This window comes from Leptolyngbya sp. NIES-2104, from assembly GCF_001485215.1.
GTDB lineage: Bacteria > Cyanobacteriota > Cyanobacteriia > Leptolyngbyales > Leptolyngbyaceae > Leptolyngbya.
The window spans coordinates 469,104-490,914 of sequence record NZ_BBWW01000001.1; the positions used below are offsets into that span (position 1 = coordinate 469,104).

Sequence of the window (21,811 nt, forward strand, 5' to 3'; positions counted from 1 at the left end):
ATGGACGAAAAAGCGCTATATCAAAATTGTTTATCGCTGCTGATTTATCGCGATGTTTTGAGAGATGAGATCGGACAATCGTTTCTCAAAATTCTGCAAAATCTGGATTCTCCTGAAACTGCGATCGCGTTTTACAGCGAATGGTTTTCCGGTTTAGCAAGTCTCCGTCAAGGTTGGCGCGATTATTTATTGACTCGAATTTTGACTTCAGAAAATGCGTTCACTCAGCAAATTTATCAAGCTAATATTCCCGCTCAGTTAACCGAAGCAGTTAAACATGATCTAAAACTATTACAACGAATTTATGAATGTGGAAGCCAACAAATTTATGAATTGTTAAATCAAAATACGATTAGTTGGCACGACTATATTGATGATAAAAATACATCAAGACAAATCGAAATTAAGCAAATAGAGAAACAGCTTGAATCGCTCGAAGATTGGTCGATCGCGCTTCCAGATTTGATCAATTTCTATCGTCGATTTGGAACAGGTATTTTTGCGGAATATGTGGCATTTCGTTGGCAGAATGGGCGATTGAATGCGATCGCAAATCCTGATCCGATTCAAGTCGATTCACTGGTCGGCTACGAAACTCAGCGCGATACCTTGCTACAAAATACTGAATTTCTCTTGGCTGGATTGCCCGCGCTTCATATTTTGCTGTACGGTAGTCGCGGTTCAGGAAAATCATCGCTCGTGAAATCGCTGCTCGGAAAATACGAAAATCTGCGCTTAATCGAAGTTCCCAAATCAGAACTCAATGCGCTTCCAACGATCGTAGAACGCCTGCGCGATTTACCTCAAAAATTCGTGATTTTCGTCGATGACTTGTCGTTTGAAGAAGATGACGATGCCTACAAAGCTCTGAAAGTAGTGCTCGAAGGCAATTTAACCGCAAGACCGCAAAACGTCGTAGTGTACGCCACCTCGAATCGGCGGCATCTAATCCGCGAATTTTTTGACGATCGTCCGCGTCCTCGTGATGCTGATGAAATTCACAACTGGGACACGGTGCAAGAAAAGTTATCGTTTAGCGATCGCTTCGGTCTGACTCTGACGTTTGAACCTGCGGATCAGCCCAGGTATTTGAAAATCGTTCGTCATTTAGCCGAGCAAGCTCAGATTGATCTCGACCCTAAAGACCTAGAATTTCGAGCCTTACAATGGGCAACTCGACACAATGGGCGATCGGGTAGAACTGCCCGTCAATTTATCGACTTTCTTAAAGCTGAACTCCTCTCCTGATGGCATTTACTTATTCTCGATCGATTCACTTCTCCGATACAGATGCGGCAGGAGTCGTTTACTTCGCCAACATCTTCAACTTCTGCCATGAAGCTTACGAAGCGTCCCTAGCTGCAAGTGGAATTGATCTACGATCGTTCTTCTCCGGTCAAGAAATCGCAGTGCCGATCGTTCATGCGGAAGTCGATTTCTTCAAACCGATGTTTTGCGGCGATCAAATCACGATCGCGCTCATGCCGAATCTTCTAAAACCGAGTGAATTCGAGATTTCTTATCACCTGTTTAATCAAGCGCCACATCATCCGATCGCGAAAGCGCTCACCCGTCACGTCTGTATCGATCCGAAAACGCGATCGCGTCAAGAACTTCTCCCGGTTTTACTCCACTGGCTCAATGGTGCAAACGAATAACGATCGTCCTCAATTAGTCTACAATCGGTACGCTCTGGCTCAAGGTCAGACCTCCTCTCGCTAAAATGGTCGATATGGAACAAGAAGTTATTACCCTACTTTCGAGCCGCGAAATCGAAAAAATGCGCCGAGCCGGAAAACTCGCAGCGCAGTTATTAAATCACTTAGAGGCATTCGTTAAACCCGGTGTCAGCACCCTACAACTGAACGACGAAGCCGAACGCTGGACTCAAGCACACGGAGCCAAAAGCGCCCCTCTCGGCTACAACGGCTTTCCTAAATCAATCTGTACCAGCGTCAATGAAGTTGTTTGTCACGGTATCCCCAACGCAAAACAAATTCTCAAAGACGGCGACATTATCAACATTGATGTCACGCTGATCGTCGATGGCTACCACGGCGACACCTCGAAAATGTACTTTGTTGGAGAACCGTCACCCCTGGCAAAACGCTTAGTCGAAGTCACGGATAAATGCCGACAGTTAGGCATGGATGCGGTGAAACCGGGCGCGAGAATTGGCGATATCGGTGCAGCGATTCAAGAATACGCAGAATCTCAAGGGTTCTCAGTCGTTCAAGATTTCGTCGGGCATGGAATCAGCCACATTTTCCATACCGCTCCTCAAATTCCACACTACGGCAAACGAGGAACTGGGAAGAAATTGCGACCCGGAATGGTCTTTACGATCGAACCCATGATCAACGAAGGCACTTGGGAAGTCGAGGTGATGCCCGATAAATGGACAGCGCTGACCAAAGATCGGAAACTCTCGGCTCAATGTGAACATACGATCGCGGTTACACCCACAGGTTACGAAATCCTGACGCAAGCCTAAAACAAAAACCCCGATGTATTTGGCATCGGGGCAAATTGCACACTGTTGAATTTGAAAATTCCTACACTCGACCTCGGAGCATTTGAGCCATTTCGTTCTGCTTCGGTGACATTTCGAGTGCCACTTCTTCGGTGATCTGACCTTGCTCATACAGTTTGTAGAGCGACTGATTCATCGTGCACATTCCATCAAATCCACATCGAGGAATGATCGCCTCGATTTCATCGAGTTCACCTTTGCGGATGTAATCTCGAATCGCATCGGTGTTGATCAAAATGTCGTGGAATGCCGCCCGCTTTCCATCGGTCGTCCGACACAAGCCCTGTGCAATCACGGCAACCAAAGATTCTGCGAGTGCGACCCGCATTGTTGCCTGTTCGCTCGGTTGATACAGGCTAAGAACCCGTTCGATCGTTTTCACCGCACTGTTCGTGTGCAGGGTTCCCATCACTAAGTGACCCGTTTGCGCCGCTTTCAGTGCGGTGTTTACCGTTTCTTTGTCCCGCATTTCACCGACGAGGATGATATCGGGATCTTCCCGGAGAGCAGCTTTAAGAGCATTGTCAAACTTGCGGGTGTGCATTCCCACTTCACGGTGTTTGATTAAGGCTTTGCGGCTTTTGTGAATAAATTCGATCGGGTCTTCGATCGTAATAATATTCTTCGGCATTTCTTTGTTGATGTAATCGATCATCGCCGCCATCGTGGTCGATTTACCTGATCCCGTTGGACCCGTGATCAGAATCAAGCCTTTGTGATAGTGACACACATCTTTGAATACAGTCGGTAAGTTCAACTGCTCCATCGTCAAAATCTTCAGCGGGATCAGACGGAGAACCATTGCAGGTCCATACAGCGAATCAAAGATATTGATCCGAACCCGCGCAAATTCGTACTGAGTTGCACCATCGAAATCAAGCGTTTCTTCAAACTGGCTGATTTCCTCTTCGCTTAGCACCTCCTGCATCCAACTCATGAATGTTGCTCGATCGGTTTCAGACCATTCGGTCGTTTCGATCTCGCCCCGGTTCCGAAAGCGCGGGACTTCTCCCACCCCCAAATGGACATCCGAAAAGCCTTTATCAAATGCAGTGCGAATGATTTGTTCTAGGGTTGGGGCATTACTGGAGCGACGAGCTGCGTTTGGAGTCGTCGGCGGGGTCGTTGGGCGATGTCCGATCGTCGGTGGGGGAGTTGCTCCAGTGGGAGTGCTCGAAGCAGTCGTGGGTGAACTCGTGGGGATTGCAGCAGGAGCGGTGGCGGGACGACTCGCAGCAGGCATCGCGAATGTTTCGGTTGCAGCAGCGCTATTCACTCCTGAAGCGGGTTCTGCGACTTCTGCCATTGTATTTGAGGAAGGCATCGTCCGCATCGCAGGCGGGGGAGCCGGAGGAGTTCTCGGAACTGGAGGCGGCGCGGATTGGGGAGCAGTCGCCTCGGTGAACGGTGAACGCTGTGTTTCTGGTGTCATATCCCTACGTTGATAAAATCCCTGAGAGCGGTGGACGGATTCGGAGGCTGTGGGGCGATTTATTAGGGGAAATTGGAAAATCTTTACGGTTTGAACCTTGGCACAAGGATGCCAGACCCCTAACATGAATTAAGCTTTCCCAGATGTCACTGGTGAGTATCAAGAGGGATGTGGGCGATATGAGTGGGTCTGAGCGTTGGTATGTGGTGAAGCGTCCAAATGCCCAATGTCAAATTCTGACCGAGGATGAGTTAGAGAAAAGTCAAACGACAAATCCCTCTGAGACGGTGGAGCATTGGGGTCCATTCACCTCAGAGGGAGAAGCGATCGCACGTCGCGTCGGGTTGATTCGATCGGGGAAGTGTCAGCCGAGCTAATTCTTGGCGCGGTTGCCTTGCTTGGAGGTAATCACTTGACCTAAAACCTGCATGGCTCTTACGAACTGCGGGTCGGTCTTTGTGCCGATTTGGTCGCGATTTTGCTGGAGGGTTTGACGCTGCTGTTCGGTCAGTTCCACGACGACATCGGGATCAATGCCGTGTTTGTTGATGTCTCGTCCATTCGGGGTGAGATATTTGGCGATCGTGACTGCCATCCCCGATCCGTCTCCGAGACTGCGAACTGATTGCACTAAGCCTTTTCCAAAGGTTTTCGTTCCAATAATCGTGCCGCGTTTGTTGTCTTGAATTGCACCCGAAAGAATTTCACTCGCACTAGCTGATCCGCCATCGACGAGAACCACTAGAGGCTTGTCAGTCAAAGCGCGGTTATTCGCTTCTTCTTTGTCAGAAACGCCTTGACGATCGACGGTCGAAACGATACCGCCTTTAGGAATCCACATCCGAGCGATGTCAACGCTGGCATAGAGCAATCCACCGGGGTTCGATCGCAAATCGAGCACATACCCATTGACGTTTTCTTTCTCCAGCTTTTGGAGCGCTTCTCGCATTTCTGGAGCCGCGTTTGCACTGAACTGAACGAGACGAATGTAGCCAATCTTGCCTTGTGGGGATTGCTGAACGCTGGCACGAACGGGGTGAATCTCGATTTTGGCGCGGGTGAGGTTGAATTCTAACTGCTGAGCACCCCGCTGAACGGTGAGTTTGACCTGTGTGTTGACGGGTCCGCGAATCAGTGTGACCGCTTTATTCACGTCCATCCCTTCGGTGCTTTTACCATCGATTTGCGTGATGATGTCTTTCGCAACGACCCCAGCCGAAGAAGCGGGACTTCCTTCGATCGGTGAAATGACCGTTAATTTCTTCGTTTTCTCGTCTGCTGCTAATTGAATTCCGACACCCGTTAATTCGCCGGATGTATCAATTTGCATATTGCGGAACTCGTCCGGGTCCATGAAGCGCGTGTAGGGATCGCCCAAACGCTTTAGCATTTCCCGAATCGACTTGTAGGCTTCTTGCTTGTCGCGGTAGTTCCGATTGAGGTACTGAGCGCGAATCGATTTCCAATCGACTTGGTTAAAAGTGGCATCGACGTAATTGCGATCGATCACTTGCCACACTTCATCGACTAGCTCTTTGGGACTGTCCCGAAAGAACGCTTGCCCTTTGTTCAGATGAATTCCGGCTCCGGTGATGGTTACTGCGGTCACGGCGGCAGCCGTCGCACCTAAGACAAGCGCTCGTTTTGTCATGGCTATACCTGCTTAAATTCTGGAAAAGTGACAAAAGGTTATGCCCAATTTAACACAGGCATTTAGGGGCAATCCGTAATAATTGTCCAGATTTCTGAATCAAGTTTTGTAGATGCAGCTCGAAAGTGGTAGAAGATTTATTTCTGGATCGGGGGTTAGGCATTGCCTGAGAGGATGATTGAAAAATTGTCGTTCTTTGCAATGTCCCGCCCTGAAATGAAATTTCGGGCTAATCGACGAAAGTCCTTTGTCAAGGACTAAGAACCTGAAACTAGCTCTCAGTCTACTTTAGTAGACTTTCCACCATTAGCCCGAAATTCATTTCAGGGCGAGAGGCAATCGAAGCGAAGAATTTTTATACTTATCTGCCCTGCCCTTACGTTGGCTCAATCCATTTTCCATCCGCTTTGATCAGGTTAATCAGTTCAATCACCCCTTGATCTTCAGGGACTTTCTTGATCTCGTCCCGACCTCGATACAGCGAAATGTATCCCGCTTGTTTGCCCACATAGCCATAATCTGCATCTGCCATTTCACCCGGACCGTTCACAATACAGCCCATGACTGCGATGTTTAATCCGGTTAGATGGTTCGTCGCTGCTCGGACTTTGTGCAGCACTTCTTCGAGATTGAATAAGGTGCGACCACAAGACGGACAAGCCACATATTCAACCATTGTTCGGCGTAGTCCCAAAGCTTGCAGAATGCCGTAGCACACAGGAATTTCTTTCTCTGGTGCTTCGGTGAGAGAAACGCGAATTGTATCGCCAATCCCTTCAGCTAAGAGTGTTCCAATTCCAGCGGTTGATTTAATTCGACCATATTCACCATCGCCTGCTTCAGTCACACCCAAGTGCAACGGATAAGCCATTCCTAGTTCATTCATGCGCTTCACCATCAGGCGATTTGCTGCCAGCATGACTGGAACTTTCGAGGCTTTTAATGAAAGCTCGATGTTGTAAAAATTCAGCGATTCACAGATGCGAATGAATTCGATCGCAGATTCGACCATGCCTTCTGGAGTGTCGCCGTAGGTGAATAGCATTCGTTCTGCCAGCGATCCATGATTCACACCGATTCGCATCGATTTGTTTTGGTCGCGTAGAGAGATCACTAAAGGCTCAAGTGTTTCGCGAATCTTTTCACCGATCGCATCAAATTCAGCTTGGGTATAGTCGGTTGTTTTCGCTTTTTCAAAAACGTATAAGCCTGGATTAATCCGCACATTATCAACGTATTTCGAGACTTCCAGCGCGATCTTCATCCCATTGTGGTGAACATCTGCGACAAGGGGAACGGGTTGGTAAGTCTTGTAGAGTCGATCGCGAATTTCTTCCATTGCTTTCGCGTGCGCCATACTGGGAACCGTGACGCGAACAATTTCGCAGCCAATTTCATGCAGGCGGCGAATTGCAGCAACTGAACCTTCAATATCGAGCGTATCTTCGTTGATCATCGACTGAACGGCGACGGGATGATCACTTCCGATCGAGATGCTACCGACAGGAACGGAGCGAGTTTTGCGACGATGAATGGTGGTGTCAGTCGAGTACTGAACAGCCGGAGTAGCGGGTGCGATCGGGGTGGGCAGAGTTTGCATAACGCGGTGGTAATGGCTCGATAGCAAAAAAGACAGAAATCCACAGTGGAGAGTTTCTGTCTTTCAGATTGCCATATAAACGAACCGTTTGACCGAATTTTCGTGCTGTGTTAGCTCCGACACAATCGAGATTCTTGTTTTACAGAACCCGCCATCGCTGCATATTGCAGAGTCATAAAGGCACGGAGGTCTTCTCGATCGTATTTCGAGGCGAGTAGTAACCGCAGTTGATTTTCCGCTTCGATCGACAAAAGTCCGGTCGTGAGCGCTTGTTGAACCACTTCGCGTATTCTTGCCATAGCAACACCCCAACAACCACAAAGGAACAATTTAATCACCAGTGCAATTTTCAGAAATTGCGTGTTCGAGCGAAGACTTGCAGAGCTAGATGAATCCAATGGATGAAATCTTAGAGGAATTCCTCTAAGAAAAACGGTATCACGCTGAACAAGTTTTAAATTAATGCGATCGCGCTTAACCCAGAGTAGAACTGGATTTGAAGCAAGGTGACGAATTTAAAGGCGAGAAGGTTCCCACGATCGAGAAAGCGAAATTTACTGTGATACTGGTTTCAATTGATCTAAGGTTACTCCGGAAAAATTAACGTTTCTTCAAGGGTTGTGTTTTTGCAAAAGCAAGCAATGTATCGTTATTAACCTTCATCGGGCGGCAATTCTAGCGCGATCGCGCCTAAGTTTCCTTTGCGAAAATCAGTGAGAATTTGACGTGCGGTGCGTTCTACATCCCCTTTGTATTTCAGTTCTGCCAGAGTTTTGAGATAGCTTTCTCCGGTGAGGTCGTCGATCGCTAATCCATATCGCGATTTCAATGCTGTTGAGGACGATCGCAGTAAATCGATTAGCGATGCCGCAACTCGTTGATTGTCGTAAGCGGCTTCCCCGATATCATCACAAATCGCTAATTTGATTGCGGCATCCTGATTCGTGAGCTTGTTCGGCAAAACTCCAGGAGCGTCAAGCAATTCGATTTGATCTGAAATTCTCACCCATCTGAGTTGTCGCGTGACTCCAGCACGGCGGGCACTTTCAACGACGCGCCGCTTCAGTAAGCGATTGATTAACGCAGATTTACCGACGTTAGGAAATCCGATGACGACGGCTCGAACGGGGCGGATGAGCATTCCGCGATCGAGCCTGCGCTGGTTCATTTTCGCGCCTGCAATTTGAGTCGCTTTCGCGATCGCTTCAATGCCTTTTCCATGTTGAGCATCGGTAAAGAGCGGCTCTTCTCCCCGCTCTTGAAACCACTGAATCCACTGATCTTTCGCTTTCTGTGGAATCATATCAACCCGATTCATCACCAAGATTCGCCCCTTTTCCCCGATCCATTGATCCACTTGCGGATGATGAGTAGAGAGTGGAATTCTGGCATCCCGAACTTCTAGCACGACATCGACACGCTTGAGTTGTTCAAGCAGCGCTCTTTCGGCTTTGGCAATGTGACCGGGATACCACTGGATTGGAGGGGAAGACATAAAGATACTAGGACGCAAGAACTACAGTAGCCATCCTGCGCTTCAGTCTGAGTTTAGCAATAACAGGCATAGAATTTCGTGAGATGCAGTGTAGACTCCTACTTATGAAAATTTATCTGGATATGTGTAGTATTCAGCGTCCACTCGATTCAAAAGCGCAAGTCCGAGTTGCCGTTGAAGCAGAAGCAATTCTGAATGTGATTCAGTTATGGGAAGCAGGGCAAATTGAATTGATTTCTTCATTTGCTTTAGTTTTTGAAGCTGAGCAGATTCCTGGTAACGAAAGAAGAACTTATACTTTAGAAGTGTTATCTAGAGCAGATTCGTTTGTCTCGCGTGATGAGCAAATCGATGCACAGGCGCAAGGATTTGTCTCATTCGGAATTAAACCGCTGGACGCGCTGCATCTGGCATCTGCGATCGCGCTTCAAGCTGACTATTTTTGTACGTGTGACGACCGCTTTCTCAGACGAGCGAAACAAATAGATACCGCTCAAACGAAAGTCGTTTCTCCTCTTGAACTCATTGCGGAAATTAGCTAAATGACAAATCAACCGAAACCGCTCAACCAAATTACACAAGAAGCGATCGCAATCCTGTTTAAAGAAATAGGAATCGCGAATACGGTGCGCTTTCTCAACCAGTTCTCGCCTGGGTACGGTAACTACACAGAAGAACGCGAAGAGATTTTTAAGGATTTGAGCTTGGATGAGATTTTGAAGCGAATCAACTAAGTTTTGCTTGAGTCATGGTGCTATGGAACCACAAGAACGGGACAGGGAGAAAGGCTAATTACTCGATTGGTGACGCTATCGGATGCGCCTTCGGTCGTGAGTCCAAGACCCCGACATCCCATGATAATTAAATCGGCTTCCACTTCGTCAGCCACATCGCAGATTGTAAACGCAGGCTTGCCTTCCCGCTCGATCGCATCCGCTTCGATGCCTTGATCCGAAAAGAGCGATCGCGCACTCTCCAACAAATTCGCCACGGTATCCGGAGAAGACATGGCATCGGGTTGCTCGGCAGTCGATTCCACAACCGAGAGCAAAATCAATCGGCTTTGATGGACTTTCACAAGATTTGCAACGGTTTCGACGGCTTGACGAGACTCGCGGCTGGCATCGATCGGAAACAACACAGTTTTAAACATGATTTCAAACATTCCAACTTCTTCTACCAGCATTGCAGAAACTTCGATCGTAGGTGGCACCATTAATGGAAAAATAAGAAATAGGTAGAAAGACTCATTTAGGAGCCAAGATCGTGCCGAAGAAGACTGTCAATGATTTATCGTCCGCTGACTTACAGGGCAAGCGAGTTTTAGTCCGGGCAGATTTTAACGTGCCTGTGGATGAACAAGGCAACATTACCGATGACACGAGGATTCGAGCAGCATTGCCCACGATCGAAGCGCTCACGTCCAAAGGGGCAAAAGTGATTTTGTCGAGTCACTTTGGTCGCCCGAAAAATGGTCCCGAAGATAAGTATCGTTTGACTCCAGTGGGCACACGTCTCTCAGAATTGCTCGGTAAGCCCGTGGTCAAAACCGATGATTGTATCGGTGACGACGTGAAATCAGCGGTTGATGCGTTGCAGCCTGGAGATGTGTTGCTGCTGGAAAACGTTCGATTCTACAAAGAAGAAGAGAAGAATGATCCGGCATTTGCTGAGAAATTAGCATCAGTAGCAGATTTGTACGTGAATGATGCGTTTGGAACGGCTCACCGCGCTCATGCTTCGACCGAAGGTGTAACGAAATTTCTCAAGCCTTCAGTGGCAGGATTGCTGATCGAGAAAGAACTGCAATATTTGCAAAGCGCGATCGAGAATCCGCAACGTCCGTTAGCAGCGATCGTCGGTGGCTCAAAAGTCTCCAGCAAAATTGGTGTGATCGAAACCCTGCTCGATAAAGTAGACAAACTACTGATCGGCGGCGGAATGGTGTTCACTTTCTACAAAGCGCGTGGTTTGGCAGTCGGTAAATCTTTGGTCGAAGAAGACAAGCTAGAACTGGCGAAAACTTTGGAAGCGAAAGCGAAAGAAAAAGGCGTTGAACTGTTGTTGCCGACTGATGTTGTAGTGGCTGACAACTTTGCGCCCGATGCGAATACTCAAACTGTGAGCGTTGAGAACATTCCTGATGGCTGGATGGGATTAGATATTGGTCCTGATTCTATCAAAACCTTCCAAGCGGCTTTGGAACAGTGCAAATCGGTGATTTGGAATGGTCCGATGGGCGTGTTTGAAATGGATAAATTTGCCAAGGGAACCGAAGCGATCGCGCACACTTTAGCAGAATTGACTCCGAAAGGAACCACGACGATCATTGGGGGTGGCGATTCGGTTGCAGCGGTTGAAAAGGTGGGTGTCGCAAGTCAAATGAGCCACATTTCGACGGGTGGCGGTGCAAGTTTGGAATTGCTCGAAGGCAAAGAGCTTCCAGGAATTGCAGCACTTGATGAAGCGTAAGATCGTTTGAAATAGAAATAACCCGCTTTGCAGATTTGATTGCGAAGTGGGTTGTTTTTTTAAGCGTTGATTTGTTGTTGGAGTTGTTGGACTTCTGCGATCGATAAACCGAGAATTCCTGCGTAGTGTCCCTTTGCAAGATGCAATTTACAATCTCATTGTCTAATTTCAACCAAAAGACGATCGCACTTTGTTCATCTCGGTCGGGTGGCGTTAGAACAGTAGACCGAAGAGTGCGATCGTCAAAAAATTTTTCTTATCAATTCAGTCTTAATCGCGGTGTTGAGACTCGCAGCTTTGGATCAGGCAGCGCTCAAGCAGTTCAACGCGATAGTGATACCAATAGCGGCGCGGGTTGAGAATCAGCGGGTAGGCAAGATGAAAAAGTGGCTGATTAAGATATTGCCAGACGGGAAAATGAGGTTTGACTGTAAACATGAGGAGCCATCATTTGAAGTATCAGGTGAGGGCAACACTGAGGAAAATCCTAGTCAATTGCCGATTCTAAGATGGCAAATCCGATCGCTTATCTTCCTGGTAAGGATTGCGGAACCTGTAAGCGCGATCGGGTTCTGAAGTTCGGTGATCTTATTGAGAAGAATTCGATTGCAGTAGGGACTGTAGTGATTTTCCTAAATAGTCATACTGTTGAACGGTGTTGTAAATCTGTGCAGAAATGCGAACTAATCGATTGGGGGCTTGGGGAAAAGGCACGATCGGGACTTCGATATTGAATTTTTCGTACAAAGCATCTTGAAGTTCAACATACGAACCATCGGGTAACGGAATTGTGGCAAGTGACCCGATCATTTCTTCAGGGCAAGGGGGCGCGACATTGAGCAGATGACACAGATGAGTTCGAGCGGCGATCGCTTTCGATCGATTATTTGCCCTCAGTTCTGCCCAACCACCGGGAAGGAGAGAATTCATAAACTCGATCGCGCTTGGTACGGTTAGATAAGCGGTCGGATCATGGGTTCCCATCCAATCGAATTCAAGCTGAAATCTGGAGCGATCGCGTCTCGGAGAATTTGCACCATGACTAATTGTTAAAGGTCGAATCTCGGCTTGCTTCTCTTTTTTCACATATAGAAAAGCGGCTCCTTTCGGCGCACACATCCATTTATGACACGTTGAGGCGTAATAGGTCGCTCCGAGTTGGGAAAGGTTCAGATCGACCATTCCAGGGGCATGAGCGCCATCGATTAGAGCATCGATCCCACGTTCTGATAAAGCTTGGATGACTTGAGCGATCGGAAAAACTATCCCAGTTTGACTGATGACATGATCGATCAAAGCGAGTCTTGTTCGATCGCTGACTTTTGCCAGAATTGCTTCGGTCACTTGATTGGGAGAATCGATCGGAAATGGCACTTCAGCGACGACCACTTTTGCGCCCGATCGTTCTGCGACAAAATCGAGCGCATTCCGACAAGCGTTGTATTCTTGGCTGGTTGTTAGGAGTTCATCAGAAGGAGAAAAGGTGAGCGATCGTAAAACCGCATTGACTCCCGTCGTCGCATTCGGCACAAAGACTAATTCTTCAACGCTTGCGCCGACAAATTCGGCTAATGATTCCCGCGCTTGATCAAGTAGCGGCTCAAATTCTCGTCCTAAAAATCGGAGCGGTTGCCGTTCGAGCCTCGATCGAAATTCTTGCTGAACTTCTAGAACCGGAATCGGACACGCTCCAAATGAGCCATGATTCAGAAAGGTGCAATCCGGATCAAGTGACCAGAATTTTCTCATTTTTTTAAAACTCCCCAGACAGGATTCGAACCTGTGACCAATCGATTAACAGTCGATCGCTCTACCGCTGAGCTACTGAGGATTGCGCTCTTGCGAAACTGATAATAACAACAAAGCACCAAGCTTTGCAAGTTATTTTTCAAAATTCCTCAAATCGCCAATCGGACAGCGGGATGTGGTCAAATGAAAAAACCGCGATCGAGGCAGATCCCATGGTATCAGACCCCCTAATCATTCACCGTTTGCTGAAAATTTCTCGTGCGATCGACCGATTTAATGAAATCATCGGGCGGATTACCCTATGGCTCGTGTTGGTCATGGTGGCGCTCGGAGTCTGGAACGTGGTCGGGCGATATGTCGGAAAAGCGATCGGGCAAAGTCTCACCTCAAATTCTTTGATTGAGGGTCAATGGTATGTGTTCGATCTGGTGTTTTTGCTCGGAGCCGCTTACACGCTGAAACACGATGAACATGTGCGTGTAGATGTGTTCTACAGTCGGTGGAATCGAAAAACAAAAGCACTGGCGGATTTTTTGGGGACGATCTTTTTTCTGATTCCGTTTTGTGTTTTGGTGATTTATTTCTCATGGGGGACGATCGTAGAATCCTGGATCACTCGCGAAGTTTCACCTGATCCGGGTGGATTGGCACGCTATCCGATTAAAACCATGATTATCGTCAGTTTTGCGCTACTGATCGTGCAGGGAATTTCAGAACTGATTAAAAATTGGGCGATTTTTCGCGGACATCTACAGGAGCGCGAATAATGGATTTTTGGAATCAATACGAGATTGTTTTCGATTCAGAGTGGCTCGGTCCGATGATGTTTCTGGGGGCGCTCGTTCTGTTGTCGTTTGGGTATCCGGTCGCGTTTGCATTAGGAGGAGTTGCGATCGTATTTGCCATCATCGGCATCGTCTTAGGCGTATTCGATCCGATATTTCTCACTGCAATGCCGCAACGAATTTTCGGCACGATGTCGAACTATACGCTGTTGGCGATCCCGTATTTCATTTTCATGGGATCGATGTTAGAGCGATCGGGCATTGCAGAAAAATTACTCGAAACTGTAGGGATTCTGCTCGGTAAACTTCGAGGTGGATTAGCGTTAGCGGTTGTATTAGTTGGCGCACTGTTAGCGGCAACTACTGGAGTCGTCGCGGCAACCGTTGTGGCAATGGGATTGATATCGCTGCCGATTATGTTGCGGTATGGATATAACAAAGAATTAGCAACGGGAGTGATCGCAGCATCGGGAACGCTCGGACAAATTATTCCACCGAGTGTTGTTCTAGTGGTCTTGGGCGATCAGTTGGGGGTTTCGGTTGGGGATTTGTTTGTGGGATCGGTGATTCCTGGATTGATGATGGCGGGGGCGTTTGCGCTGCACGTTTTGATTTCGGCTTGGATTCGTCCGGACATTGCGCCTGCACTGCCTGAAACGGTGCGAAAAGAGTTTGGGGGGAAAGGATTTTTTGGGCGCGTGTTTAATGCGATCGTGCCTCCACTCGTTCTCATTCTCCTCGTTCTCGGTAGTATCTTCTTCGGATATGCGACTCCAACCGAAGCGGGCGCGGTTGGGAGTTTGGGCGCGATCGTGCTGGCTGCATTGAATCGTCAGTTAAGTTGGGAATCGATCAAAGGCGTGTGTGATGTGACGCTGCGAAATACAGCGATGGTCGTGTTTATTTTGTTTGGCTCGACGGCGTTTAGTTTGGTGTTTCGGGGACTTGATGGCGATCGCTTTGTATTCGATGTGTTGACGAACTTACCGGGTGAAGAAGTCGGATTTCTGTTCGTCAGTATGTTCGTAGTGTTTTTGCTCGGATTCTTTATCGATTTCTTTGAGATTTGCTTTATCGTCGTTCCGCTGTTTGTTCCTGTGGCGCGTCAGTTAAATCTTGATTTGGTTTGGTATGGGGTCGTATTGGGTGCGAACTTGCAAACCTCATTTCTCACGCCGCCGTTTGGATTTGCGCTGTTTTACCTGCGGAGTGTTGCGCCTGAAGGAGTGACGACTGCGAACATTTACAAAGGGGTGATCCCGTTTATTTTGCTGCAACTATTGGTGTTGATTTTGATCATTGTCTTTCCGGGAATTGTCAGCTTCTTGCCGTCGATCGCGAAAACGTGAGACTGTTAAGTTATGTAGCGTTCGGATCGGCAAATGTATCTCACTTGGCTTGATAGTAATTCCTGGCTGATTGAATTGGCAGACAAGCGAATTTTGCTTGATCCGTGGCTGGTGGGCGAATTGACGTTTGGAAATATCGGATGGTTGTTTAAGGGGAAACGATCGAGCGATCGCCCAATTCCCGAAAACATTGATCTAATCTTGCTGTCTCAAGGCATCGAAGATCACGCGCATCCTGAAACGTTAAAACGGCTCGATCGTTCGATTCCAGTCGTCGCTTCTCCGAGTGCTGCGAAGGTTGCACAGTCGATCGGTTTCTCATCGGTGACAGCCCTGAAGCACGGGGAAAGTTTTACGATCGATCAATTCGTTCAAATCCAAGCGACACCTGGATCACAATTAGGACCTGGTACACAAGAAAACGGCTACTTGCTGACCGAATTACCCACAGGCGTAACCCTCTACTATGAACCACACGGGAATCATCCGTCACCGTTGCCAAATCCGATCGACGTTGTGATCACTCCGCTGATTGATCTGGCATTGCCGTTAGTCGGTTCAATTATCAAAGGAACGGAAAGCGCGTTAGATCTGACGAAACAAGCTCAACCGCAGATCATTCTTCCGACTGCGGCGGGTGGAGAGATTGAATTTGAAGGAATTTTGATTTCGGTACTCAAAGCGATCGGGACAACGGATGATTTCCGATCGAAGCTTGCTCAAGCGAATCTCACCACTCAAGTGATCGAACCGAAACCCGGAGAGCGGTTTGAAATTTCGCTGCAAGCATCCGCGATCGCGAATTCATTGTGATCATTGCTTTCTATTGCCTAACGTTACGATTTCCGATCATCAAATTACAAATTCCTGAGTCCGTTTAGCCCTCTGTTCGTGTGTGTTATGGTTCGTGAAACTGTATCCATTCGGAGGGCAGTCATGAGCTATTTTCAGGAAGCGAAAGCTCACTTTGTTGCGTCACATCAACATCCTATTAATCAAGCACTGCATCATCTAACCAATGCACTCGCGATCGCTGCGGTCATTCTTCTATTTATCGACTGGCGATTCACGCTTGTATGTTTAGTACTGACCCAAGTTTTTGCTTTGGGCGGTCATGCTGTGTTTGAAAAAAACGAGCCTGCGTTTGTTAAATACCCTGGCATTACAATTCTCGCTTCACTGTCCTGGTCATTCGAGCATTGGTTTGGTTTTCGTCGATTTTTTCGACGCTCCAATCCTCAGACATAACATTTACCGGAGATCACAAAAATGTATAACGGCATATTCGTCATTGATGCGGATGCTCATAAACTTGAGAATCCGCTGATTATTCGCGATTATATTGAACCGCAATATCGCGATCGCGTTAGTTTAATCGTTGATAATCTCGGTGATCAACGAATGCGAATCGTCGATTTCAATCCTGCGACTGGAAAAAACGATTTGGTGCGCCTGTTTCCGCAACCTCAAGGATTAGGCAAAGGCGGATTTCGGAATTTGCACCCGGAAACGACACTCGGAGCCGCCTTCAACCGCATTCGCCTCGAACACATGGATCAAGAAGGCATCGATGTGCAGGTGATTTTCGGAACTTGGAATCTGAGTTTTGGCAGTTATCTCGATCGAGATTTAGCTGTCGCACTCTGCAAAGCGTACAACAACTATATTGCCGATGATTGTCGCGGATACAATGGACGGCTTAAAGCGATCGGAGTTCTCCCGATTCAGGATGTCGAAGAATCAGTGAAAGAAATGCGCCGCTGTGTAGAAGAACTTGGCTTGATTGGTGTAGCAGTTCCGCCCAATATTGCGATTCCCCACCCGAAAGCGCCCGAAGCTTTTCCTGAAATTCGCACTTGTAAAACGATTTCTCATCCCGACTTTGATCCCATTATTCGGACAGCGGTTGAGTTAGACATCGCCCTTGGCATTCACGGCGGTCCTGGTTCCTATATGGTCGGTGGCTTGTCCGATCACACCGAGACGTTTGTATTGAGTCACATCTTTGTACAGCGCAATCAGCAACAGTTAGCTCTTGCTCGGATGGTATTTGATGGCGTATTTGAGCGCTATCCAACCTTGCGGGTGGGATTCCTAGAAGGCGGTTGCGGTTGGCTCCCAGATCTGGCGCATTCGTTTCATGAACATTGGGAAAAACGGATTCGTGACTTTGATCCGAAACATCCGTATCGTCCATCCGCGATCGAGTTTACGAAACTGATGATTCAAGAACGCGGCGCACACAATAGTAGTAGCATCGTTACTCAGGCGAAAAACCTCTTCGATTTGCTCTGGACGAAACAGCACGATCCGAGCAAGATCAACGATTCGAGCCTGTACGAACACTTTGAACTGAAGCATCGTGACCCAATGGACTATTTTGAGCGGGGTCAGATTTTCACCTCATTTGAATCGGATGATCCGGCTCCTGCTTACCTTCCTGTCGCGATGGGCGAAATGGGCAAGCGGTTGACCTGCTTCTCTGGCGATTATGGGCATTGGGATGGAGTCTTGCGCGACTGTGTGCGATCGGCGGCGGAAGTCGCGGACTACGATCGCGATCATTTAGAACTGCTCCTGAGTGGGAATGCTTTGGCGCTATATGGCGATCGATTGAAGAACTCACTGCCTCAGTCCTCGAATTTGGTTGGAGCAACGGTTTAAGAGGAGGTTTGAGCAGTCTTCGTCGTTGCCACATCCCGCCCCGAAATTCATTTCAGGGCGATGTGCGATCGCAGCGAAAGGACTCTCTACGCCTCCCAGACATCCTTTGACCCTGGAACTTTTCATCTCGCTGCTGCATCTAAGAAAATGTGGCAGCGATTTTTATGGAAATCACCCTCAAACTTTCCGAAAAGCGCCTTCAAACCCGCGTAGTTATTCTCAGCCTTTGGAGTTAGAAACTTCTCAATCTAATCGTACGGGAAACCGGAATTTCACGCCTAAACACAATCAATTTAGAGGCATTTTCTTCAGATAAACTGCAAAGAATGCCTCTATTTTTTCGTTATTTGAAAGTAGAGAAAAATTGTCACTCCCTAACATGTGACACTTGTAAAACAGACCATCATTCTGGTTAGGTTAAAACCTCACACGATATACCTGTAGATATGAGAAATCAATACCGTTTGTCGCTGATTTCTCAAGACTTCTCCAGAAATAATTCAGCGTTTTTGACTGATCAAACCGAAGCTATTTCTTAAGACATATAACCCTTCAATTGAGTCGAAAAACTTCTGAAATTCTGGGAACAAGTCAAACCATTCTTACGACATTGAAAGTAAGAAAACACCAAGTTCAACCCTTTGCTACTCAAGGACACATTATGAAACTCTCTCTCAAATCGGTTGCAACCCTTTCCGCTGTTTCCGCTCTCGTAGTATCGCCTCTGTTCTTTGCTGGCTCAGCTTCTGCTCAAGCCGTTCGCTTCGATGGAAGCTACGTTGGTGCTGGGGTTGGTGGTAGCGTGACCCAAGGTGGACGCGGCAACGACGAATCGAAATTTGGTGGAAACATTCAAGGTCGTTTTGCAGTTCCGAATGCCCCTGTTTCTGTTCGCGGTTCTGTCTTGTTTGATGGCGATAATAGCGTGGTCATTCCTTCATTAACCTACGACATTCCTGTTGCAAACAAAACGAACGTTTACGTTGGAGCAGGTTACGGTTTCGTGCAAAATGATGGTCGCACTTCTCAATTGGGCAACAAAGATGCTGCTGTGATTTCGGCAGGTGTTGAATCAGAAGTTGCTCGTGGCGTTGTTGTTTATAGCGATGCAAAATATGGCATCAACGCTTATGAAGGTGGTGCAGGTTCGGTCAGTTTAGTCGGTGGTGTTGGTCTGCGATTCTAATTTCTTGAATTCACACTCTAAACCTCGCTTTCTGATCTAACAAATCGGCTCCTGATGTCATGTCAGGAGCTTTTTTATTGACCTTAAGAAAGAGGATGATTCTTTAGGGCTGCGCCAAGCTGAAGAAAGAGATTTGATATGATTTTATTTAGAGGATTCTTATGGCTAATTCTGTCAAGGAAAAGATTTCAACCGACCTCAAACAAGCCAAAGAAGTCGGACAACTGAGAGCCGATCGCATTCGTGACATTATGAGAAACGCGATCGTCCAAATCACGTCAGAACTGAAAGCCGGAACCGGAGATGTGCGATCGCTGGTGAGAGATGCCTTTTCGACTGCCGCCACCAGCCTGCAAGAAGGTGGAACGCATGCGAAAGAAGAACTCACTGCCTCGGTGGAAGGCGTGATCGAGGGAATCAGCCACGCTCGTCAGCAACGAATTGCCGAAACTGAAGCAGAAGTGAAACGACTTCAGGCGCAATTAGCCGAACAAGAAGACGAGCTTGAACAAGAAGTCGAAGCGGGTATGGACGGCTTAAAGGATGCGGCACGAGGGATGTCGGCTGAAGTGCGCGAACAGATTGAACACACGATCGAATCGATTCGCAACAGTGAGGAGGCATCTTTGTTAAAGAAACGGTATGCCCAAGTTCAGGCGCAATTGGCGATTCTGAAGGCGAATCTGGCAGCGCGGAGTGAAGATTATCACGATCGTGCTCAGGCACATTTGAACGAGGCGAAAGAATGGTACGACCAGGCGCGTCCTCAAGCAGAAGCGACGAAAGAGCAAGCCGATCAGAAGATGGCAGAACTTGATCAGAAGATTGGGGAAGCTGGGGTCGCCTTGGCGCAGCGGGAACGGCAAGTTCGACGATTGCTGAAAGATTTGCTGAAGCAGGCGACGGATATGGTGAGAGAAGCAGGAGAAGCGCGATCGTCGAAATCATCGTCGAATGCTGAAAATGCACCGAATTTACCGCCAACCCAAATCGAAATCGAGGATAGCAAGATCCGTTAGATTTTTAGGGTGATGAAATTTAAAGGGTTCCACTCGCTGGAACCCTTTTTTATCATGGATTGCTAAAAAAGTGGTAGAAGATGACTCGATTGTGCTTTCTTCTATCGTGCTTGTTCTTGTCACGCATCTATTACAACGGCGGAAAGTCGAGCAACTAACTAGTCTCTGCCCAACGACTTGGATTAATCGCTCTGCCTGAAATCGTGGTGATGACCGGACCGATTAAACAAGTCACCGCAATATAAGCCACGATCGCATTAAAGATTCCGTCGTTGAGTAAGCCCGCATTCCGTCCGAACAGAGCAATCACTAGCACTAATGCCGATCGCGACATGGTTAATCCAAACATCGTCATGACTTCTGCTTTCGGATAGTGAAACCTTTCTCCTGTAATCCAGGCAGCGAGATATTTTGCTCCGACTGCACCCACAATCACTACGGCTGCAATTCCTAGATTTTCTGGATGTCGAACAAAGATTTTGGGATCAGACAAGACTCCTACTGAAAGCGCAAATGCTGGAATAAACAAACCATTTCCAACAAATTCAAGTCGCTGCATTAATGCTTTGGAAACAGACCGACTCAAGGCAAGACCCGCAAGAAATGCACCCACGATCGCATCAATCCCAATCGTATGCGTCAACGTTGCGGTCAGAAACATGGCTGCTAACACAAAAATAAAAGCTTCGATCGATTGGTCTTCATCCTTGAGAAACTTCCGTCCTAAAGCAGGTAACAGTTTGAAACACCCGAAAACGACGATCGGGAAAACAATCAGCAATTTAATCCCAAGATCGAGTCCGATGCCGCCCGCATGAATTGCTTTCAAGATAGCAAATCCACTGAGCGTCAAAACGGTTGTGACCACTGAGCCACCGACCGCAACCGCGATCGCTTCTTGTTGCACAATACCGAGCGAAACCACGATCGGATACGCCATCAAGGTGTGCGGCGAGTAAAGAATTCCGAGGAGCAGCGATACGATGAGATTGTGAGTCAATAACTGTCCAGTGATGAATCCGATCGTGAACGGAACGCCGAAAGTTAGCAATCCGAATGATAAAACTTTTTTGCTCGATCGCTGAAGCAGATCCAGATTCAGTCCTAATCCAGCAAGTAGCATAATGTAGAGCAATCCGATCCGCTCTAGCAGAATCAGTTGAGCATCACGGGCGATTAGATTTGTTCCATTTGTTCCTGCGATCGCGCCAAATGCAATCAGCAAAACAATCATCGGCAGTCGTAACTGAGACGACAGCTTCATTGCTATCCAAATCAAACCCAGAATCAACGTAAACACGTAAACCGGATCAGTCAGCGGTAAACCAGGAATAGTCAAGATACTGTGCATTTAAAGCCATTTACCTCCACGAAATCGCCACCGAGGAAAGAACACGCGCATCAGACTTTGAGACGCGATAAACACGGTGAGCCAAACGGTACTGTAGTGAAACAAGAACGTTGTAAAGTTGATGGGAAGTGCTTCAATCCCTGGTAGCTCAATTCCAAGCCCGTTCAGCACGAGTAGAATAAAAATCCCTTCCCAAATGCCTGCTAATAGTTGGAACGTTGCGGGCCAATCCCGATCCCAGCGGAATTTCTGTAAGCGATCGTACAACATGTCCCAACCAATGCCAAAAATTGCAATCCACACCAGAATGCCAATATAGTTGCTCGATGGTTCTCCGAGAATCCCGATCGAAAATGGAATCGTGACCAGAAAACCAACCGTGAACAGTAATACAATTCGGGTCTGCCATCGACCTAAAAGCGTTGGAGTCATAAGTCTAGAACAATCATGGGAAAATCGTACCGCCACAAATGAGATTTTCCAGCGGAATAAAGATTTTTCGTAACAAATCACCGATGAATTTTC

At 47.6% G+C, this 21,811-nt stretch carries 24 protein-coding genes and 1 tRNA gene; 14 read left to right on the plus strand and 11 right to left on the minus strand.

What is annotated here, in order from left to right; translation table 11 throughout:
• The 3 genes from NIES2104_RS02305 to map all read left to right on the plus strand — a co-directional run bounded on the left by NIES2104_RS02305 (position 1) and on the right by map (position 2,494).
• Positions 1 to 1,248 carry an ATP-binding protein gene (locus NIES2104_RS02305; protein WP_058995362.1) on the plus strand — a complete coding sequence of 416 codons (1,248 nt, stop codon included), beginning with the start codon at positions 1 to 3 and terminating at the stop codon, positions 1,246 to 1,248.
• Positions 1,248 to 1,658 carry a thioesterase family protein gene (locus NIES2104_RS02310; protein WP_058995364.1) on the plus strand — a complete coding sequence of 137 codons (411 nt, stop codon included), beginning with the start codon at positions 1,248 to 1,250 and terminating at the stop codon, positions 1,656 to 1,658. Before NIES2104_RS02305 ends, NIES2104_RS02310 begins: the two co-directional genes overlap by 1 nt.
• A gap of 74 nt (positions 1,659 to 1,732) precedes the next feature.
• On the plus strand, positions 1,733 to 2,494 hold the full coding sequence (map, locus tag NIES2104_RS02315) for a type I methionyl aminopeptidase (protein WP_058995366.1): 762 nt from the start codon (positions 1,733 to 1,735) through the stop codon (positions 2,492 to 2,494).
• Between the two features lie 61 nt (positions 2,495 to 2,555).
• Here map and NIES2104_RS02320 read toward each other — a convergent pair whose 3' ends face one another.
• Complete coding sequence (locus NIES2104_RS02320) at positions 2,556 to 3,965, minus strand: type IV pilus twitching motility protein PilT (RefSeq protein ID WP_058995367.1); 1,410 nt, start codon at positions 3,963 to 3,965, stop codon at positions 2,556 to 2,558.
• Positions 3,966 to 4,144: 179 nt separating this feature from the next.
• Here NIES2104_RS02320 and NIES2104_RS02325 point away from each other — a divergent pair, with 179 nt between their 5' ends.
• Positions 4,145 to 4,342, plus strand: coding sequence for a hypothetical protein (locus NIES2104_RS02325; protein ID WP_058995369.1), 198 nt, complete (start codon positions 4,145 to 4,147; stop codon positions 4,340 to 4,342).
• On the opposite strand, the gene ctpC is transcribed toward NIES2104_RS02325, so the two are convergent.
• From ctpC to ylqF, 4 genes are all read right to left on the minus strand, one after another.
• Positions 4,339 to 5,616 (minus strand): carboxyl-terminal processing protease CtpC, encoded by a 1,278-nt coding sequence (gene ctpC / locus NIES2104_RS02330; RefSeq protein WP_082689913.1) that lies wholly within the window; start codon positions 5,614 to 5,616, stop codon positions 4,339 to 4,341. The two genes, NIES2104_RS02325 and ctpC, sit on opposite strands and share 4 nt — an antisense overlap.
• A 376-nt stretch (positions 5,617 to 5,992) precedes the next feature.
• Positions 5,993 to 7,216: a (E)-4-hydroxy-3-methylbut-2-enyl-diphosphate synthase gene (gene ispG / locus NIES2104_RS02335; RefSeq protein WP_058995374.1), complete on the minus strand. Its 1,224-nt coding sequence runs from the start codon at positions 7,214 to 7,216 to the stop codon at positions 5,993 to 5,995.
• A gap of 110 nt (positions 7,217 to 7,326) precedes the next feature.
• On the minus strand, positions 7,327 to 7,515 hold the full coding sequence (locus tag NIES2104_RS02340) for a hypothetical protein (protein ID WP_059001524.1): 189 nt from the start codon (positions 7,513 to 7,515) through the stop codon (positions 7,327 to 7,329).
• A 353-nt stretch (positions 7,516 to 7,868) separates the two neighbouring features.
• Positions 7,869 to 8,711 (minus strand): ribosome biogenesis GTPase YlqF, encoded by an 843-nt coding sequence (gene ylqF, locus NIES2104_RS02345; protein ID WP_058995375.1) that lies wholly within the window; start codon positions 8,709 to 8,711, stop codon positions 7,869 to 7,871.
• 104 nt (positions 8,712 to 8,815) lie between these two features.
• Between ylqF and NIES2104_RS02350 the strand changes: the two genes are divergently transcribed.
• Both NIES2104_RS02350 and NIES2104_RS02355 read left to right on the plus strand, forming a co-directional pair.
• The gene (locus NIES2104_RS02350) at positions 8,816 to 9,253 is read left to right on the plus strand and encodes a PIN domain-containing protein (protein WP_202815024.1); all 438 of its coding nucleotides are present in this window, start codon (positions 8,816 to 8,818) and stop codon (positions 9,251 to 9,253) included.
• Positions 9,254 to 9,445, plus strand: coding sequence for a hypothetical protein (locus NIES2104_RS02355; RefSeq protein WP_058995377.1), 192 nt, complete (start codon positions 9,254 to 9,256; stop codon positions 9,443 to 9,445). It begins immediately after the preceding gene.
• A 20-nt stretch (positions 9,446 to 9,465) separates the two neighbouring features.
• Here the strand turns inward: NIES2104_RS02355 and NIES2104_RS02360 are convergent, their stop codons facing one another.
• Complete coding sequence (locus NIES2104_RS02360; protein ID WP_370561168.1) at positions 9,466 to 9,897, minus strand: universal stress protein; 432 nt, start codon at positions 9,895 to 9,897, stop codon at positions 9,466 to 9,468.
• An 80-nt stretch (positions 9,898 to 9,977) separates the two neighbouring features.
• Between NIES2104_RS02360 and pgk the strand changes: the two genes are divergently transcribed.
• Positions 9,978 to 11,183 (plus strand): phosphoglycerate kinase, encoded by a 1,206-nt coding sequence (gene pgk, locus NIES2104_RS02365; protein ID WP_058995379.1) that lies wholly within the window; start codon positions 9,978 to 9,980, stop codon positions 11,181 to 11,183.
• Positions 11,184 to 11,453: 270 nt separating this feature from the next.
• Here the strand turns inward: pgk and NIES2104_RS32170 are convergent, their stop codons facing one another.
• From NIES2104_RS32170 to NIES2104_RS02380, 3 genes are all read right to left on the minus strand, one after another.
• Positions 11,454 to 11,621 (minus strand): hypothetical protein, encoded by a 168-nt coding sequence (locus NIES2104_RS32170; protein ID WP_192843548.1) that lies wholly within the window; start codon positions 11,619 to 11,621, stop codon positions 11,454 to 11,456.
• A 150-nt stretch (positions 11,622 to 11,771) separates the two neighbouring features.
• Entirely contained in the window at positions 11,772 to 12,932 is a 1,161-nt protein-coding gene (locus tag NIES2104_RS02375) for an aminotransferase class V-fold PLP-dependent enzyme (RefSeq protein ID WP_058995385.1), read from the minus strand.
• 10 nt (positions 12,933 to 12,942) lie between these two features.
• Positions 12,943 to 13,014, minus strand: a tRNA-Asn gene (locus tag NIES2104_RS02380).
• A 130-nt stretch (positions 13,015 to 13,144) separates the two neighbouring features.
• On the opposite strand from NIES2104_RS02380, the gene NIES2104_RS02385 reads away from it, so the two are divergent.
• The 7 genes from NIES2104_RS02385 to NIES2104_RS02415 all read left to right on the plus strand — a co-directional run bounded on the left by NIES2104_RS02385 (position 13,145) and on the right by NIES2104_RS02415 (position 19,935).
• Positions 13,145 to 13,699: a TRAP transporter small permease subunit gene (locus NIES2104_RS02385; protein ID WP_263970888.1), complete on the plus strand. Its 555-nt coding sequence runs from the start codon at positions 13,145 to 13,147 to the stop codon at positions 13,697 to 13,699.
• Positions 13,699 to 15,066: a TRAP transporter large permease subunit gene (locus tag NIES2104_RS02390; RefSeq protein ID WP_058995386.1), complete on the plus strand. Its 1,368-nt coding sequence runs from the start codon at positions 13,699 to 13,701 to the stop codon at positions 15,064 to 15,066. Before NIES2104_RS02385 ends, NIES2104_RS02390 begins: the two co-directional genes overlap by 1 nt.
• Positions 15,067 to 15,099: 33 nt before the next feature.
• On the plus strand, positions 15,100 to 15,879 hold the full coding sequence (locus tag NIES2104_RS02395; protein WP_058995388.1) for an MBL fold metallo-hydrolase: 780 nt from the start codon (positions 15,100 to 15,102) through the stop codon (positions 15,877 to 15,879).
• Between the two features lie 123 nt (positions 15,880 to 16,002).
• Positions 16,003 to 16,314 (plus strand): Mpo1-like protein, encoded by a 312-nt coding sequence (locus tag NIES2104_RS02400; RefSeq protein WP_058995390.1) that lies wholly within the window; start codon positions 16,003 to 16,005, stop codon positions 16,312 to 16,314.
• Positions 16,315 to 16,335: 21 nt separating this feature from the next.
• The gene (locus tag NIES2104_RS02405; protein WP_058995392.1) at positions 16,336 to 17,730 is read left to right on the plus strand and encodes an amidohydrolase family protein; all 1,395 of its coding nucleotides are present in this window, start codon (positions 16,336 to 16,338) and stop codon (positions 17,728 to 17,730) included.
• Positions 17,731 to 18,391: 661 nt separating this feature from the next.
• Entirely contained in the window at positions 18,392 to 18,916 is a 525-nt protein-coding gene (locus NIES2104_RS02410; RefSeq protein WP_059001528.1) for an outer membrane beta-barrel protein, read from the plus strand.
• A gap of 161 nt (positions 18,917 to 19,077) precedes the next feature.
• Positions 19,078 to 19,935 carry a hypothetical protein gene (locus NIES2104_RS02415; protein ID WP_058995395.1) on the plus strand — a complete coding sequence of 286 codons (858 nt, stop codon included), beginning with the start codon at positions 19,078 to 19,080 and terminating at the stop codon, positions 19,933 to 19,935.
• A gap of 154 nt (positions 19,936 to 20,089) precedes the next feature.
• On the opposite strand, the gene NIES2104_RS02420 is transcribed toward NIES2104_RS02415, so the two are convergent.
• The gene (locus NIES2104_RS02420; RefSeq protein WP_058995397.1) at positions 20,090 to 21,286 is read right to left on the minus strand and encodes a cation:proton antiporter; all 1,197 of its coding nucleotides are present in this window, start codon (positions 21,284 to 21,286) and stop codon (positions 20,090 to 20,092) included.
• Positions 21,287 to 21,718 carry a hypothetical protein gene (locus NIES2104_RS02425; protein WP_058995399.1) on the minus strand — a complete coding sequence of 144 codons (432 nt, stop codon included), beginning with the start codon at positions 21,716 to 21,718 and terminating at the stop codon, positions 21,287 to 21,289.
• Positions 21,719 to 21,811 lie beyond the last annotated feature (93 nt).

Bases quoted from the DNA above. Each gene is read 5' to 3' on its own strand.
- NIES2104_RS02305 (WP_058995362.1), top strand. From the start codon at position 1: ATGGACGAAAAAGCGCTATATCAAAATTGTTTATCGCTGCTGATTTAT.
- NIES2104_RS02310 (WP_058995364.1), top strand. From the start codon at position 1,248: ATGGCATTTACTTATTCTCGATCGATTCACTTCTCCGATACAGATGCG.
- map (WP_058995366.1), top strand. From the start codon at position 1,733: ATGGAACAAGAAGTTATTACCCTACTTTCGAGCCGCGAAATCGAAAAA.
- NIES2104_RS02320 (WP_058995367.1), bottom strand. From the start codon at position 3,965: ATGACACCAGAAACACAGCGTTCACCGTTCACCGAGGCGACTGCTCCC.
- NIES2104_RS02325 (WP_058995369.1), top strand. From the start codon at position 4,145: ATGAGTGGGTCTGAGCGTTGGTATGTGGTGAAGCGTCCAAATGCCCAA.
- ctpC (WP_082689913.1), bottom strand. From the start codon at position 5,616: ATGACAAAACGAGCGCTTGTCTTAGGTGCGACGGCTGCCGCCGTGACC.
- ispG (WP_058995374.1), bottom strand. From the start codon at position 7,216: ATGCAAACTCTGCCCACCCCGATCGCACCCGCTACTCCGGCTGTTCAG.
- NIES2104_RS02340 (WP_059001524.1), bottom strand. From the start codon at position 7,515: ATGGCAAGAATACGCGAAGTGGTTCAACAAGCGCTCACGACCGGACTT.
- ylqF (WP_058995375.1), bottom strand. From the start codon at position 8,711: ATGTCTTCCCCTCCAATCCAGTGGTATCCCGGTCACATTGCCAAAGCC.
- NIES2104_RS02350 (WP_202815024.1), top strand. From the start codon at position 8,816: ATGAAAATTTATCTGGATATGTGTAGTATTCAGCGTCCACTCGATTCA.
- NIES2104_RS02355 (WP_058995377.1), top strand. From the start codon at position 9,254: ATGACAAATCAACCGAAACCGCTCAACCAAATTACACAAGAAGCGATC.
- NIES2104_RS02360 (WP_370561168.1), bottom strand. From the start codon at position 9,897: ATGCTGGTAGAAGAAGTTGGAATGTTTGAAATCATGTTTAAAACTGTG.
- NIES2104_RS32170 (WP_192843548.1), bottom strand. From the start codon at position 11,621: ATGTTTACAGTCAAACCTCATTTTCCCGTCTGGCAATATCTTAATCAG.
- NIES2104_RS02375 (WP_058995385.1), bottom strand. From the start codon at position 12,932: ATGAGAAAATTCTGGTCACTTGATCCGGATTGCACCTTTCTGAATCAT.
- NIES2104_RS02385 (WP_263970888.1), top strand. From the start codon at position 13,145: ATGGTATCAGACCCCCTAATCATTCACCGTTTGCTGAAAATTTCTCGT.
- NIES2104_RS02390 (WP_058995386.1), top strand. From the start codon at position 13,699: ATGGATTTTTGGAATCAATACGAGATTGTTTTCGATTCAGAGTGGCTC.
- NIES2104_RS02395 (WP_058995388.1), top strand. From the start codon at position 15,100: ATGTATCTCACTTGGCTTGATAGTAATTCCTGGCTGATTGAATTGGCA.
- NIES2104_RS02400 (WP_058995390.1), top strand. From the start codon at position 16,003: ATGAGCTATTTTCAGGAAGCGAAAGCTCACTTTGTTGCGTCACATCAA.
- NIES2104_RS02405 (WP_058995392.1), top strand. From the start codon at position 16,336: ATGTATAACGGCATATTCGTCATTGATGCGGATGCTCATAAACTTGAG.
- NIES2104_RS02410 (WP_059001528.1), top strand. From the start codon at position 18,392: ATGAAACTCTCTCTCAAATCGGTTGCAACCCTTTCCGCTGTTTCCGCT.
- NIES2104_RS02415 (WP_058995395.1), top strand. From the start codon at position 19,078: ATGGCTAATTCTGTCAAGGAAAAGATTTCAACCGACCTCAAACAAGCC.
- NIES2104_RS02420 (WP_058995397.1), bottom strand. From the start codon at position 21,286: ATGCACAGTATCTTGACTATTCCTGGTTTACCGCTGACTGATCCGGTT.
- NIES2104_RS02425 (WP_058995399.1), bottom strand. From the start codon at position 21,718: ATGACTCCAACGCTTTTAGGTCGATGGCAGACCCGAATTGTATTACTG.